General features: G+C 57.2%; 14 protein-coding genes and 1 tRNA gene. 4 read left to right on the forward strand and 11 right to left on the reverse strand.

The genetic code is table 11. The annotated features are described in order from the left end of the window. Nucleotides 1–359: 359 nt before the first annotated feature. The 5 genes from HW556_RS01595 to HW556_RS01615 all read right to left on the reverse strand — a co-directional run bounded on the left by HW556_RS01595 (nt 360) and on the right by HW556_RS01615 (nt 6,304). Nucleotides 360–1,091: a DUF4476 domain-containing protein gene (locus HW556_RS01595; RefSeq protein ID WP_176897359.1), complete on the reverse strand. Its 732-nt coding sequence runs from the start codon at nt 1,089–1,091 to the stop codon at nt 360–362. 146 nt (nt 1,092–1,237) lie between these two features. Beyond that, complete coding sequence (locus HW556_RS01600) at nt 1,238–3,169, reverse strand: OmpA family protein (RefSeq protein WP_246289487.1); 1,932 nt, start codon at nt 3,167–3,169, stop codon at nt 1,238–1,240. A 134-nt stretch (nt 3,170–3,303) separates the two neighbouring features. Beyond that, on the reverse strand, nt 3,304–3,828 hold the full coding sequence (locus tag HW556_RS01605) for a hypothetical protein (protein WP_246289488.1): 525 nt from the start codon (nt 3,826–3,828) through the stop codon (nt 3,304–3,306). Nucleotides 3,829–3,955: 127 nt separating this feature from the next. Next, the gene (locus HW556_RS01610) at nt 3,956–4,855 is read right to left on the reverse strand and encodes a (Fe-S)-binding protein (protein ID WP_246289489.1); all 900 of its coding nucleotides are present in this window, start codon (nt 4,853–4,855) and stop codon (nt 3,956–3,958) included. A gap of 54 nt (nt 4,856–4,909) precedes the next feature. Further along, complete coding sequence (locus tag HW556_RS01615; RefSeq protein ID WP_176897361.1) at nt 4,910–6,304, reverse strand: 4Fe-4S dicluster domain-containing protein; 1,395 nt, start codon at nt 6,302–6,304, stop codon at nt 4,910–4,912. 180 nt (nt 6,305–6,484) lie between these two features. Here HW556_RS01615 and HW556_RS01620 point away from each other — a divergent pair. Continuing rightward, nucleotides 6,485–6,557, forward strand: a tRNA-Phe gene (locus HW556_RS01620). A 34-nt stretch (nt 6,558–6,591) separates the two neighbouring features. On the opposite strand, the gene HW556_RS01625 is transcribed toward HW556_RS01620, so the two are convergent. Further along, nucleotides 6,592–7,776, reverse strand: coding sequence for a J domain-containing protein (locus HW556_RS01625; RefSeq protein ID WP_176897363.1), 1,185 nt, complete (start codon nt 7,774–7,776; stop codon nt 6,592–6,594). 143 nt (nt 7,777–7,919) lie between these two features. Between HW556_RS01625 and HW556_RS01630 the strand changes: the two genes are divergently transcribed. The 3 genes from HW556_RS01630 to HW556_RS01640 are packed head-to-tail and all read left to right on the forward strand — an operon-like array spanning nt 7,920 to nt 9,842. Next, complete coding sequence (locus HW556_RS01630) at nt 7,920–8,306, forward strand: phage holin family protein (RefSeq protein WP_176897365.1); 387 nt, start codon at nt 7,920–7,922, stop codon at nt 8,304–8,306. Between the two features lie 8 nt (nt 8,307–8,314). After that, the gene (locus HW556_RS01635; RefSeq protein WP_176897367.1) at nt 8,315–9,055 is read left to right on the forward strand and encodes a hypothetical protein; all 741 of its coding nucleotides are present in this window, start codon (nt 8,315–8,317) and stop codon (nt 9,053–9,055) included. Further along, the gene (locus HW556_RS01640; protein ID WP_176897567.1) at nt 9,033–9,842 is read left to right on the forward strand and encodes a geranylgeranylglyceryl/heptaprenylglyceryl phosphate synthase; all 810 of its coding nucleotides are present in this window, start codon (nt 9,033–9,035) and stop codon (nt 9,840–9,842) included. Before HW556_RS01635 ends, HW556_RS01640 begins: the two co-directional genes overlap by 23 nt. Nucleotides 9,843–9,959: 117 nt before the next feature. Here the strand turns inward: HW556_RS01640 and HW556_RS01645 are convergent, their stop codons facing one another. The 5 genes from HW556_RS01645 to HW556_RS01665 all read right to left on the reverse strand — a co-directional run bounded on the left by HW556_RS01645 (nt 9,960) and on the right by HW556_RS01665 (nt 14,763). After that, nucleotides 9,960–10,883, reverse strand: coding sequence for a helix-turn-helix domain-containing protein (locus HW556_RS01645; protein WP_176897368.1), 924 nt, complete (start codon nt 10,881–10,883; stop codon nt 9,960–9,962). Between the two features lie 159 nt (nt 10,884–11,042). After that, nucleotides 11,043–12,182: an acyl-CoA dehydrogenase family protein gene (locus HW556_RS01650; RefSeq protein WP_176897370.1), complete on the reverse strand. Its 1,140-nt coding sequence runs from the start codon at nt 12,180–12,182 to the stop codon at nt 11,043–11,045. A 216-nt stretch (nt 12,183–12,398) separates the two neighbouring features. Next, on the reverse strand, nt 12,399–13,091 hold the full coding sequence (locus tag HW556_RS01655; RefSeq protein ID WP_176897372.1) for a zinc metallopeptidase: 693 nt from the start codon (nt 13,089–13,091) through the stop codon (nt 12,399–12,401). A gap of 62 nt (nt 13,092–13,153) precedes the next feature. Continuing rightward, nucleotides 13,154–13,630 carry a D-glycero-beta-D-manno-heptose 1-phosphate adenylyltransferase gene (gene rfaE2, locus HW556_RS01660; RefSeq protein ID WP_176897374.1) on the reverse strand — a complete coding sequence of 159 codons (477 nt, stop codon included), beginning with the start codon at nt 13,628–13,630 and terminating at the stop codon, nt 13,154–13,156. Nucleotides 13,631–13,707: 77 nt separating this feature from the next. Continuing rightward, nucleotides 13,708–14,763, reverse strand: a complete 1,056-nt coding sequence (locus HW556_RS01665; RefSeq protein WP_176897376.1) for a lysylphosphatidylglycerol synthase transmembrane domain-containing protein — start codon at nt 14,761–14,763, stop codon at nt 13,708–13,710. Between the last annotated feature and the right edge of the window lie 23 nt (nt 14,764–14,786).

Consider the following 14,786-nt stretch of genomic DNA (forward strand, 5'->3'; position numbering starts at 1 on the left):
CGGCCTTCCTGCTAGCCTGTGCCGCCTTTTCAGACAACTCGACTAGCGAGGATGAAGGCGCTTCCGGTGGGAGCGGGGTGCAAAGGTAGCTAAACCTTTCCGACTTGCGCAACCCCGCAGGGCAACTTATTTTCAAGCGGCTTTCCCGAGGAACAACCAACCCCGACCGCGTTCCGGTTGGGGATGCAAAAGTGGGTCATCAAGCCGTATTACGCAAGCCCGGAGGGTAAAATACTCGTTTAAGCCCCCCTTCCGCCCACTGCGTCAGGCACTTTCTTTTCGGAAAGCAAATGAAAACCGGCCTTCCCTACCCTATATACATAGGAGCGAGAAGGCCGGATGGACGCTAAAATGGCTTTTTAACGTACGGACTGCACGTATTCCTGTACTTCCCGGATACTGGAGTTGAATACCAAGGCATCATATACTTGGTAAAAGTTCTGCCGGTCGGCGACGCGGCTGTATAGGTACTTGGCAGTCTCTATGCGGTTTTCGTCGAAGGACAGAGATTTGATCAGGCGACGGGCATCCTCTGATTCGATGAATGATTCGTGCAGCGCGTCGCGCATAATGGCCATACGGGCATCGTCGAAGGGCCGGCGCTGGATTGCCTGGAGTAAATTGTCTACTTCGACGGGAGCCAACTGGTAGGCCGGAACCGGATAGCCGTGATTCTGATGCCCAGGTGCGGGGTATCCATTATTTGGGTAAGGCGTTGGATACGGGCCATGGTTGGGATACACCACCGGCGGAGCCAGCGGCACGGTGCTCACGGTGCGTAGCGAAGGGGGAAAGCCTAGACGAGCAATCAGCACGAAGTTCGTTTCGAACCCATCAGCCAGGAAAATTTGGGTGCGGTAATTAACGCCACGGCCCCGACCTACGGGAATGTAAAAATCGGCCCAATGATAGCCGGGGCGCAGTTGGTCGAGGTAGATCTGGGGGCGGGCGCCACGTGATACGGGCTGCCCATTGAGGGAAAGCCGAAAAGCCAAGCCCCGCTCACCGGAGATGCTGGCCGTAACGGGAGCAGCGTGCACAGTGCCAAGTAGTAGCAGGCAGCCAATAAGAAGAGGTAAGATTCGTTTCATGGAGCCGTACATTATAGGAGTGTACCTCGCATAAGCCAAGGACTGTGCCAAGTGGTGGCTCCTCCCCTATCGATTTATCGCCAAAGCAAAACCGCCCGGCCTGCTTCATGCAGACCGGGCGGTCGACTTATCTAGGAGCGGGATACCTACTCCGCAATTTTGGTCACTTTGAACTCGGTGCGGCGGTTACGCTGGTATTGCTCCTCCGTTTTGGCGTTCGGGACTACCGAGCGCGATTCGCCGTAGCCTTTGGCCGTGATGCGACCGGGAGCAATGCCTTTGGAGATGATGTAATCGACGGCCGATTGGGCCCGGCGCTGCGAAAGGGCCTGGTTGTAGGCATCTTTGCCACGCGAGTCGGTGTGTGAGCTGAGCTCAATGGTGATGCGCGGGTTGTCGTTGAGGGTTTCGACCAGCTTATCAAGCTCCAGGGCCGCATCGGGGCGGATATCGGACTTATCGTAATCGTAAAATATGTTATCGACCACGATGGCCTTGTTCTTCACGATTTTGGTGAGCGTAAGCGTTACCGGTATCCGCACTTCGTTCACGGGGTCGGGCAGTAACTCCTGGGCGGGTTTGCGGCCCACGGTGGTGAGGGGGCTGCGGGCCGTGAAATAGTCGTCGCGGTTAGCAGTCAGGGCATAACTGGCGACGGCCGAGTCAAGCTTGAAGATAAACTTGCCGTCGGGGCCGCTGGTGGTGGTTTGAAGCTGCTTGCCGCTAGAGCTGAGTAGCGCCACGGGCTGGTTGGGAACGATGGTGGTGGTGCCGGTTTTGTTGTCGCGCTCCAGCACGGTACCATCGGCCACGAAGAACACCAGCTTGATCGTATTCTCGCGGAAACGGTAGAGGTCATCGGAGCCTTTGCCACCGGCCCGGTTCGAGGAGAAAACGCCGCCTTGCTTGTCGAGGAAGAAGGGGGCGAAGTCGTCGCCGTTGCTGTTAATGGGGCTACCCAGATTCTGCACCTGGCCTTTATCAAGCTTGAAGATATCGAGCTTGCCGAGGCCGGGGTGGCCATCGGAGGAGAAATACAGTACCCCTTCGGGCGAAATGGCCGGGAAGCTCTCGTTGCCCACGGTGTTTACCTTGTCGCCCAGGTTTTCGGGGGCGGCAAAGCGGCCGGGACCTTCCATGGCAGCCTTATAGAGGTCGCTGCCACCCAAACCGCCCTTGCGGGTGGAGGCGAAGTAGAGCGTTTGGCCATCGGCCGAGAAGACCGGCGAATACTCGTCGGCGGTGCTGCTGTTCACGCCACGCAGGATTTCGGGCTCGGTCCAGGCATTTTCGCGGAAGTAGGAAATCCACAAATCCACGCTCAGCAGGCCCTTCTTGGAGCCGTCGTTGGAGCGGGCGAATACCAGCATCTTGCCATCGGGCGAGTAGGTGGCGCTGGCTTCGTGGCGATTGAGGGAGTTGATGACGGGTTCGAGTTTGCGCACGGTGCCTCCAGTCAGCTTCTGGTCGTCGGCGAAGCGCACGGCATACAGGTCGTTGAACCCTTCGCCGTTGCCGGGGAATACTTTCCCCTCGCGACCCGAGGCAAACACCAATTCCTTAGAGTCAGGAATGCGGGTGGTGCCGAACTCCGAGGCGGGCGTGTTCAACTCATCCAAGGGCATTACCTCGCTGTTGGTAGGCTGGGCCAGCAGTTCTTTTGAGGCGCGGGCGTTTCGGGCTTCGGCTTCGGCCTGAGCCGTGAGGGTGCGGTTGCTACCTACCTCGGCGTATTGGGTGAACTGCTCAGCGGCTTCGTCGAACTTGCCGTTGGCCCGTAGCGCCAAGGCATAATAGTAGCCGGCGTCAGCCTTGCGGGCTCCACCATCAATAGCTGCCTTATAATACGATTCTGCCTGCTCGACGCGGTTGGACAGACGGTACGATTCAGCAATGCGGTAGTTGCCCTGCGCTACGTTCTTGCCCTTCGCCACTTCGGCCTTATATAAGGTAAGCGCCGACTCATATTCGCCGCGCGTAAACCGCTTATCGGCCTTGCTCAGCCCCCCGGTGGTAGCGCAGCCCGCCAGTAGGGTGGCCGAACCCACAGCAGTCCACATCAGAATAGCGTTTTTCATAATAGCAGGCAGGGAGGAAAGAAGAACCGGTAGCTGGCCGCAAAAGGTGGCCAGTGCTCGGATAATGCGCAGATAGTGCGGCTAAGATGCAAGTTTTCCGACGAAAAAGTCGGTTTCAGCGCCCTAGCCGTTCGTTAAACGAAGTAACGGGTGAGCCAAGTATCGGCGGCCGGCGCCGGCCACCGCTCCAGCAGCTGCTGGCGCTGGCCAATGGTGTTGTCGAAATACGGCGTTTCGGCAGATAGCGTGCCGGCGGCAATGGCGGGGCCGAGTTGCTTACGGTCGAGTAGCGTTACCGTCCCGTCTACCCAAAAAGCCAGCTTCGACTTTTCGAGTAGCTCTATGCCCAACTGCTGCTCCATGCCCTGCACGAAACGTACCGAGGCATCAATCGAGCAGCCACTGGCATCGGCTACGCCCTCATCGAGCCCGATAACCAGAAATTGGCTGTGCAGCACAACGGCCGAGGCGGCTAAGCTGCGGCCGTGGCTGGTCCACTCGTCGGCGAAACGGTGCAGCGTGGGTTGCACCTGGGTTTGTTCGGCGGCCGTGAGGGGACGGTTGGCTTGGTAAATCCAGATGCGGGCCGAGGGGGGCAGTTGCTCGAAGGGAACGTACATGGGCGAGGTATGGCGCGAAGCTCCAGCTTCGCGTTTCATTGAATGCTGCTCTACAGTGTCAGCAACGATACGCGAAGCTGGAGCTTCGCGCTACTTACAAAGAAACAGCCCCGGCCGGAAGTTCCGGCCGAGGCTGTTTTTGAAGCGGATGGATTCAAGCCGGAGACTACGCGTTCAGGCCCTCGGCAGAAGCAATCAGCTCGGCCAGGTCGAACACCTGCACATCCTGCTCGCGCTCCTTGTTTTTTACGCCGTCAGCCATCATGGTCATGCAGAAAGGGCAGGCCACGGCAATAACGCTGCCGCCGGCCGCTTTGGCCGAACCAGGGCCGGCAGGGGCGTTGCTTTCCACGCCGCGCAAATTGTTGAGCACGGCAGCGGCGCCGTCGAGGGTAGCCAAGGCTTCCTCGGTGCGCTCGATGTTCACTTCCTTGTTACCGGGTTCGGCGTCTTTCCACATCTGGGCACCGCCGGCACCGCAGCACAGACCGTTGGTTTTGCAGCGCTTCATTTCCACCAAATCGGCATCGAGCACTTCCAGTACGGCCCGCGGGGCTTCGTAAATGTCGTTGGCCCGGCCCAGATAGCAGGAGTCGTGGAACGTGATGCGGCGGCCCTTGAACGATTCGCCGCCTTCAGCCTTCACCTTGCCCTCGTTGATGAGCTGTTGCAGGAAGGTGCTGTGGTGAATCACCTCGTACTCACCGCCTAAAGCGGGGTACTCGTTTTTGATGGTGTTGAAGCAGTGCGGGCAGGCCGTAACCACCTTCTTGATGCCGTAGCCATCAAGGGTAGCAATATTGGTCATGGCCTGCATCTGAAACAAGAACTCGTTGCCGGCACGCTTGGCCGGGTCGCCGGTGCAGCTTTCCTCCTTGCCCAGCACGGCGTAGTTCACGCCCACATGATCGAGGATGCGCACAAAAGCGCGGGTCACGCGCTTGTACCGGTCGTCGAAAGCGCCGGCGCAGCCCACCCAAAACAGGATTTCAGGACTTTCGCCCCGGGCCGCCAAATCGGCCATTACGGGTACAGAAACAGGACGCTTGGCAGTTTGCTCAGCCATTATATTGAGAACTAGAAGTCAGGAGGATGGTAAGATCAGGAAGGCAGGCGGGCTTTATACAGCTGCCGCCTTATCGGCCACGAACAGGTCGTCGGCCCAGTTGAAACGGTCGGAGGGCGAGAAGGCCCAAGGCGCGCCGTTGTTTTCAATATTGCTGAACATGGCGTTCAGGGCGTTGGGAGCGGCTGATTCCTCGAGTACCAAGAAGCGGCGCATCTCGATGATGCTGTCCAACGGGTTGATGTTCACTGGGCAGGCCTCGACGCAGGCGTTGCAGGTGGTGCAGGCCCACAACTCCTCGGGCGTTACGTAGCCCCGTAACAGCGTGTGGTTTTCCTTGTCGAGTTGCTCCTGGGGGTCGTGCTTGGCTTCTGCGCCGTACAGAGCCGGGCTGAAAATGAGCGGCGCGTTATACTTCTCCTCCATCCGGTCGCGCGTGTCCATGATGATTTTGCGGGGCGAGAGGAGCTTGCCGGTGATGTTGGCCGGGCACACCGAGGTGCAGCGGCCACACTCGGTGCACGAGTAGGCATTGAGCAGATTGGTCCAGGCCAGATCATCTACATCTTTGGCCCCAAAGGGTGCGGGAGCTACTGCCGAGCCATCGGGGTTGGTAGCCGGGGCCGGCACCGCGTAGCTGGGGTCCATCATGGCCTTCACCTCGTGGGTGATGCTATCCACGTTCGAGAACTGTCCCTGCGGGATGAGCCGCGAGAAGTACACGTTCGGAAACGCCATGATGATGTGGAAGTGCTTGCTGCTGGGCAGGTAATTCAGAAACAGCAGAATGCCCACTATATGCGCCCACCAGCCCACACGCTCCAATACATGCAACATTGGTACGCTGTCGGGCAACAGGCCTGTCAGGAACTGACTGACGGGATAGGCCCCCGGCAAGTCTAAGCCCTGGAGCTGGTAGGCCTTCAGGTCGGCCGTGTTCATCAGAAACAGGGCTGCCATCAGCACTACTTCTACATAGAGAATGATGTTGGCATCCATCTTGGGCCAGGCCCGCATTTCGGGGCCGGTGAAGCGCTTTACCACATTCGCATTGCGCCGCCACCAAAAGGCCACGACAGCCAGAACTACCAGCGCGCCCAGGATTTCGTTGGTACCAGTAAGGGCCGAGTACAAGGGACCAGCAAACTGCAGGAAGCGGTGGGTGCCGAATAGGCCGTCCACCATAATCTCAATCACCTCAATATTGATGACGATGAAGCCCACGTACACAATCAGGTGTAGGAAGGCCGGCGTCAGGCGCTTGAACATCTTCTGCTGACCGAAGGCGACGAGCAGCGTTTTCCAGAGCCGCTCATTCACGTGGCCACTCATGTCCCGGTCGCGGCCCACCAGCACGTTGGCCCGGATGCGGCTGGCCTGCCATGCAAACAGGCCGAAGCCCGCCAGCGCCACCAGCAGAAAGATGATGTTTTGAATAGAGAAATGCACGGGAAAAGGGTAAGTTTAGGGTTAGATCCGAAATATACTCGGTATGCATAACAATTTACCGATTTTGAGGCAGATAGTTTCCATTGACAACTTTTTTTTCAATTCTGGTTTGTAGGTTTGAAATGGTTTGCTACTTTTGTGCTCCCCAACGGCCAAAAGGCCCGCCGGGAACCACGAGCTGGTAATGTAGCTCAGTTGGTAGAGCACAGCACTGAAAATGCTGGTGTCGTTGGTTCGATTCCAATCATTACCACAAAAACCCCGATTCTGCTTCAGAATCGGGGTTTTTATTTTGCAGCAGTTTGTTTTCCCCCTGTACTCTGAGACGGCTCCGCGGCGCAGGTTGTGTCGCGGGCGGCGCGGGCAAACTCGTACCCCTGCAACACGGCCCGCCGCAGCAGGTCGCAGGCCCGGGGCACATCGCGCTGCTGTTGCGCCACGCGGCCCAGCAGAAAATATAGCTGCCCGCTGCGGGGCGTAATATCAAGCACCTCCCAGTAATCGTTCTGGGCAGCCTCGTAGCGGCCCAGCTTGAAATTGGCCAGCCCCCGGAACGTAAGCAGCTGCCCCCGCAGCCGCGAAGGCTCGCTGGCATGGCGCAACCCACCCGATAGCGTGCGAACGGCCGCCGCGAACTGCTGCTGCTGAAACAGCTCTGCTTCGCCCTGCCGTAGCCAGGCGCGGGCCAGCGTACTATCAAGGGCCAAAGCTTTCTGGTAGGCAGCCCGAGCAGGTGCCGGCTGGCCGAGGGCGGCCTCGCATTGGGCCAGACGCAGCCACAGCTGCCCCCGCAGCGCAGCCGGGGCTTCGGGCAGGGCCGCCCGCAGGTCGGCGCGGGCGGCGGCGTAATCGTGCAGCCCGAGCTGAGCGGCCTCGGCCCGTCGCCGCAGGGCTAAGTTGTAATTGGGCCGGAAGTGCAGGGCATCGGTGAAGTAGCTGTGTGCCCCGGCCCAATTACCCTTCGTGTAGGCCTGCAGGCCCCGCGTATAGTTGCTCGTGCCCGAAACATAGTCCATTGTAACTTTGACCGAGAACATAAACAAGGCTAGCCCCACTCCCAGCAGTGCCGTGAGCCAATAATCGCGCCGCGTGAACTTTACTTTCTGGCGCGCAATGGGCTGGTAATACCGCTCGTTGGCTCCGGCGGGCCGGCGGGTACGCAATGGCGGGCCCGGCGCGGGCATGGGCGCGCCATAAATGTGCTGGCCCTGCTGGCGGAAATGCTGCTGCCGTTGGGCCTCATCGATCCGGCGGGCATCGGCGCGTAGCTGCTGGTCGTAGTGGGCACGGCGGGCCTCGTGGCCAAGCACCCGGTAGGCCACGGCTACTGCCTTAAACAGCTCTTCGTAGAGCACATTACCGCCGTGTTTATCGGGGTGATACAGCACTGCCAGACGCCTGTAAGCCAGCCGAATATCGGGTAGCGTGGCCGTTACCGGCACCCCCAGTACGTGGTAATGATTCTGGCTCAAAGCAGGGCAGTATAGCGTAAAAATAAACCAATTTCAGACACAGCTTCGCCTTTTCCGTATGCAACAGCTACCATATAACGGGTAGCAGCTTTATTTGCTGTTGCCCGACTCTGTAACATTGTTTTCCCGCAAAAGTCTCCTCCATGGGCCTGTTCTCCACCGAAGAAAATGCTTCCAAGACCCCTCACAACGATAGTCTGGTAGGTAATCTGAAGGGTTACCTCGACACCCGCCTCGACTTGGTGCGGCTGGAGGTGCAGGAAAAAGCCAAGCACACTTTCGTAAATGTGGCGCATGGCATTACTATGGCTGTTATAGGCCTGTTCTTCTTCCTATTTCTAAATCTGTTCTTGGCTTTTCTACTGAACGATGTGCTCGACAGCCAGTTCTGGGGCTTCGGAATCGTGGCAGGCTTCTATCTTATTTTACTGATTGTCTTTGTTATGGGGGTCGATAAGTCGGCTTTCCAGGCCTTGGCTGATAAGATGCTGGGCAACACCATTTATAAATCTGACAAACGCCAAGCATAATCCGACCCATGACTGAGTTGCACAACCCTTTGTTTGAAGATGAGAAAGAGTTTCTGGAACGCCAGAAGCTGGAATATGAGCGGGCCCTGATGGGCGATGTTCAGGATATAAAGGAGAAGACACTGCAGTTGGGCAAGTACGCCGCCGCAGGAGCCGGAATATTGGGTGGGCTGTGGCTTATCTCGAAGGCCCTTGGCAGTTCCAAATCCAACAAAAAGCCGGCAAAGGCGCTCAAAGCTGCCGAAAAAGAATCTGCGAAGCAATTGAAGAACAACTCACGCAGGCCGCTGGCATCGACTTCCGTTGACACGGCGGTGGCAGACGACTTGGGTTTGGGGGGGCGGCGGCTTCGGGGAAGCATGCCGGCCGCAGGCAGTGCTGCCACTAACGAGGCAGACCCGTTCCAGCCTGCTACGAACTACAACGCCGCAGCACCTGCTACCCGCCCGAGTGCCCGCCCACAGGAGCAGTCAGCCTCCATGGCCGACCCGTCGTCGCAGTCGGAAGCGTCCTCGATACTGGCCGCTACTTTCAACGCCTTTATGCAGTCGGACACGGGCAAGATGCTGGTGGCCCAGGCCACGGCCGTTACCTTGGCCTTTATTGCCAAAAAGGCCAGTGACTACTTGCCAGTCCTTAAAAATGCCGACCTTGCCGCTTCGGATGCACCGCGCCAAGAGCCGGAAACCCGCGACATTGAATTTACTTACCACCACGACGACGCTGATGCGCCCAGCCAGCCTGCATGATACACTCAGCCAAAACCGCCAACTCGGCCGGAAGTCGCTGGCCGTTCTGCTGGACCCCGACAATATAGATGAGGCCGGGTGCCAGCGGTTGCTGAACTTAAGTGAGCGACACGCAGTAGATTACTTTTTTATGGGTGGCAGTCTGGTGCTTGGTTCGCATCAGGCTGCCCTCATTCGTTTTATCAAGAGCCGGTCCAGCGTACCGGTGATCCTCTTCCCAAGCCACAGCCTGCATTTCGATTCGCAGGCCGACGGCATCCTTTTGCTATCCTTGATTTCGGGCCGCAACCCCGAGTTTCTGATCGGTCAGCACGTAATTGCGGCCCCACGGCTGCGCGAAAGCGGCCTCCAGATTCTGCCTACCGGCTATATGCTCGTGGATAGTGGCCGCCAGACGACGGCCAGCTACATCAGTGGCACCACTCCCTTGCCCCACGACAAGCCTGCTATTGCCGCCTGCACCGCCATGGCCGGCGAGCAGCTAGGCCTGCGCCTCATCTACCTCGATGGCGGTAGCGGGGCCCTACACCCTGTTACGCCCGCCATGATTGGGGCCGTACGCCAAGCAGTAGATCTGCCCATTATCGTAGGTGGTGGCCTAAATAGCGCCGAAAAAGCCCGTGCAGCCCTGCAGGCTGGGGCAGATGTTATCGTGGTTGGGAACCATATCGAGCAGAACCCCGATTTCTTGGCCGAAGTAGCCGCCGTAATCACAGATTTCACGCGCGTTGCAGATGGCATAGAAGCAGCCAAAACCGTATCTACTCAGCACGTCATCAGCAGATAGCTACTACACACATATTCCTTTAGCAGAAAAGGAGAGAGCTCGACCAGATTGGCCGGGCTCTCTCCTTTTCTGTTACTACCATTGACACCTGCATCTGCGGCATCTGACCATCTGTAATTAGATGTTCATGGCCGATTCGCGGCGGCGCATTTTGCCGGCCGGAATACCGAACATCATCTTAAAGCGGCGGCAGAAGTAAGCGGTGTCTTTATATCCCACTTCCTTACCGATGTCGCGGATGCTCTTTTTGGTGGTCCGAAGCAGGAACACGGCGCGCTCCATGCGCTGGTATTCAATGTAGTCCTGCGGGTTGATGCCGGTAAGCATCTTGAAGTACTGGCCCACATAATCTTCACTCACGTTGGCTACGCCCGAGAGAACTTTGTTCGACAGGTCGCCGCCGATGTTCTCCTTGATGTAGTTGAATAGGTCGATGAGGCGTGGATCCTTGAAGTACGTGCTGTTGGTAGCCAGCTGCTCCACAAACATCTTATTCTTGAGGATGTAGCGTACGATTTCCACCACGATGTTCTCGGTGTAAATCGTGATGAGCCGCTCGCGGCCGGGCAGCTCCTGCAGGCTCTCCTCTACCACCTTGATGATGAGGTTGGCCAGCTTGGAATTGCCGGTGATGAGGAAGGCCGGCACATCGAGCGAGGCGAAGAAGTTCACCGAATCGAACACCTTGGCCTCAAAGCTCACAAACGAGTGGCTCTCCTCGGCATCCCCGATTAGGTCAAGGTCGGAGTTGGAGTGAAAGAACTTGTCCTTATTGGTGATTAGGTCGTCGTTGGTAATGCTCTTGCTAGGGTCGTGGCCATACGTAACCTTGGTAGCACGGCCGCCGGGGATAAAGAGCATTTCGCCCTCCTCTACCGCGTGGCTTTCATCGCCAAAGGAAACATGCCCTTTATGGAGCAGAATCAGGTTGTTACCTACATCGTAGGAGTTGCGCACCGTAAAGGGCTGCTGCAGCACCAGGTTCTTTGCTTTGATGTACCGGACACCCAGGGACTCTATTACTTTATTATAATCTTCCATCGGTAGGTAGAGCGAGAAATTTGAGAGTAGTAAACCAGATTATAGTACCTCTGGTTTAACAAATGCAAAATAACATATAAAAATTCACAAAAACACAAAACCCAGCCATTTACTGGCTGGGTTTTGTGCAATACTTCTGAATAATAGGCAATTCTGTTTCTATTTGAGAATTTCCCTAGAGATTACAATTTTCTGAATCTCGGAGGTTCCCTCATAAATCTGGGTGATTTTGGCATCACGCATCATCCGCTCCACATGGTATTCTTTCACGAAACCATAGCCACCATGAATCTGTACGGCCTCTACGGCTGTGTCCATGGCAACCTTCGAGGCGAACAACTTAGCCATAGCGCCCGACTTGGCGTAGTCTTGGTGAGCGTCTTTGTCATGGGCCGACTGCAGACAGAGTAAACGGGCCGCGTCGATGTTGGTAGCCATATCGGCCAGCTTGAACTGGATGGCCTGATGCTGCGAAATCGGCACACCGAACGCCTTCCGCTCCTGGGCGTACTTCAACGACAATTCATAAGCACCCGAGGCAATACCCAGGGCTTGGGCAGCAATACCAATACGGCCACCAGCCAGCACCTGCATGGCGAACTTGAAGCCGAAGCCATCTTCGCCGATACGGTTTTCCTTGGGCACCTTCACATCGGTGAACTGCAGCGAACAGGTATCGGAACCGCGGATACCGAGCTTGTTTTCCTTGGGGCTGGTTACGAAACCTTCCATGCCCTTCTCAACGATAAGCACGTTGATGCCGCGGTGCTTGGCTTCGGGGTTGGTTTGGGCCACTACGAGGTATACCGAAGCAGTGGTACCGTTAGTAATCCAGTTTTTGGTGCCGTTGAGCAGATAATGGTCGCCCATATCCTCGGCGGTGGTGCGCTGGCTTGTGGCATCGGACCCAGCCTCTGGCTCCGATAGGGCAAAGGCGCCAATGATTTCGCCGGACGTCAGGCCGGGCAGATACTTTCGCTTCTGCTCCTCGTTGCCGTACTTCTCTAAGCCCCAGCATACCAGCGAGTTGTTCACCGACATGATAACGGAGCACGAGGCGTCCACTTTGCTGATTTCCTCCATGGCCAGCACGTAGCTCACGGTATCCATGCCGCCGCCACCGTACTCGGGGCTCACCATCATACCCATGAAGCCCAGCTCGCCCATCTTCTTGATTTGCTCAGTCGGAAATTTTTGGTGCTCGTCGCGCTCAATTACACCAGCCCATAGTTCGCTCTGGGCAAAGTCGCGGGCAGCGGCCTGTACGGCCAGTTGTTCTTCAGTAAGCTGGAAATCCATGCAGTAAAGTGGGTGGGGTGGGAAAATCAAACGGTTGGGCCAGCACGACGAGCGGGCTGCGGCCGGACAAAATTACGCAATCAGGCGTTGGGCAGTAGCGTTCTAACACAAAACCCGCACAAAGAGTTGGCGGTCAGCGTCACTCTACTTGCTTTGGCAACTAAAAAGCCGCTTCCGAAGATCCGGAAGCGGCTTTTTATAGTGGGTTGTGCTGCCTTAACTGTTGCGACGACCGCCCAGAAAGAGACTGACGTAGTACAGCAGAGTGGCCAAAGAACTGAGGGCGGCAACCACGTAAGTCATGGCCGCCCACCACAGCGCGTCTTTGGCCATGGCGTGTTCTTGAGGTGTTACGATGCCCCGCTTATCAATCCAGGCTAGGGCACGCTTCGAAGCATCGAACTCGACGGGCAGCGTGACGAAGGCAAATAGCGTTGTGAGCGAGAATAGCACCACACCGGCCCCCAGCGGCCAAGGAGTGCGATTGAGCAGAAATACGCCCGCAATCAGCAGGATGGGCATAAAGCGCGATACGGCGCTTAGGGCCGGCACCATAGCCGAACGGAACTGCAACATATTGTAGGCCGTGGCATGCTGCACGGCATGGCCGCATTCGTGGGCGGCTACGGCGGCAGCGGCAGCGCTACGCTCGGCATAAACGGCTTCGCTTAGGTTCACAGTTTTGTCGGCCGGGTTGTAGTGGTCGGTCAGGCGGCCTTCGGTGCTGATGACACGCACATCGGTGATGCCGTTGTCTGCGAGCATCAGTTCAGCAATCTGTTTGCCCGACAGGCCATTCTGGAGGCCAACCTGGGAATACTGCTCGAACTTGCTTTTGAGGCGACGCTGCACAAGCCAGCTGACCACCATGGCAACAATCAAGACGATGTATATGGGAGAAAATATCATGGGAGAAAATCAGATGTGCTGGTTGAACAATGGCCCGCCGGATTTCGTGCCGGCCGGCGCTACTACGTGTGACTGATACGCTCGACGATGCGCGTGGTGCTGTAGCCTGGCACCAGCGGCACCGTCAGCACACGGCCGCCGCGGGCCAGCACCACCTCATGGCCCACAATCTGGCTTACGGCGTAGTCGTCGCCCTTCACCAAAATATCGGGTTGCACGGTTTCAATGAGGGCCAACGGGGTTTGCTCGTCGAAGAGCGTCACGGCATCAACAAACAAAAGCGAAGCCAGAACCCGCGCGCGTGACACTTCGTCCTGCAAGGGCCGGCCGGGCTTGAGTCGGCTAACCGAAGCGTCAGTGTTCAGGCCCACCACCAGCCGCTGGCCCAGGTGCCGGGCTTTCTCGAGGTAGTCGACGTGGCCCAGGTGCAGCAGATCGAAGCAGCCATTGGTAAACACTACCTTCTCGCCAGCCGCCTGCCAGGCAGCTACGGCAGTTGCGAGGGCTTCGCGGCTCAGTATTTTATCTTTCGACCACATGGCTTTAGCTGATAAGTTGGGGAAATAGTGTGAACATAAGATCAACAAGCCTCACCTATTGAAACCTTGGCTTACGCTTATTGCGGCCCTACTACTTCAGTTTCCAGTGCCACATCGGCTAAAGCCCGGCGCTTATGGCCCTTACCCGATTTGACCATACTGGCGGCAAAGCTGATACCGCCCATGAGCACAACCAGCAGCGTCTGAGAGCCGTGCACTACCAGCGCGTAGGCAATGCCGGCCTCCTTACTGATACCGTAGGCTAACAACACGCTCTGTACCATCACATGGAAGGGCCCGATACCGCCCGCCACCGGCGCGGCCATACCCAGAGCTCCAAACGTAAGCACGGCCAGACCAGCACGCATTCCCAAATCATAGGTTTCAGGAAAAGCGAAAAAAGCCAGGTAGTCCATGAGGTAATACACGGCCCAGGTAAAGAAGGTGTGGAACAGGAACAGCCCCTTATTCTCCAGCTTCAGGATACTGAACGCACCAGCCAGTACACCTTTTACGAAGCCTACAGCCTTGCTGAACAGCGCATTCTGGCGCAGCTGTTCCAAGTTGCGAAACACCGCGTAGCCTAGGCCCAGCATCAGCAACAGGGCAATACCCAGGGCCACCAGCAACGGCGTACGGTTGCGGGCCAGATCATCGTAGCGACCAGCCAGCACTTTGTCGGTCACGAAGCTCCAGAAAGTATTGAAGTCGAGAAGCAGCGTAGTACCCAGCAAACCCAATAGCACCAGCACATCAATTACCCGCTCGGTTACTACTGTACCCAGCGCCACCTGCACCGGCACGCCACTAGTACGCCGCAGCACCGAACAACGAATAACCTCGCCCATACGCGGTAGTACCAGGTTGGCCAAGTAGCCCACCATCATAGCATGGTACACATCCCAATAGCGGGGATAGTAGCCGGTGGGCTCAATCTGCATTTTCCAGCGGTAGGCGCGGCTGAAGTAACCCAGCACCGACAGCCCCATAGTAAGCAACAGCCACCAGTAGTTAGCCCCGCGTACGTACTGCCCGATGCGACTCAGATCCTGCCCCTGCAGCGCATACCACATCAGGAGGCCCGATACGGATAGCAGAAGCGTATATTTTATAATGTTGAGGACTTGCTTCATGCAGCAGGATCTGGGGGGCAGGA

The sequence above is a fragment of the Hymenobacter terrestris genome (genome assembly GCF_013377905.1).
In the GTDB taxonomy this organism is placed as follows: domain Bacteria; phylum Bacteroidota; class Bacteroidia; order Cytophagales; family Hymenobacteraceae; genus Hymenobacter; species Hymenobacter terrestris.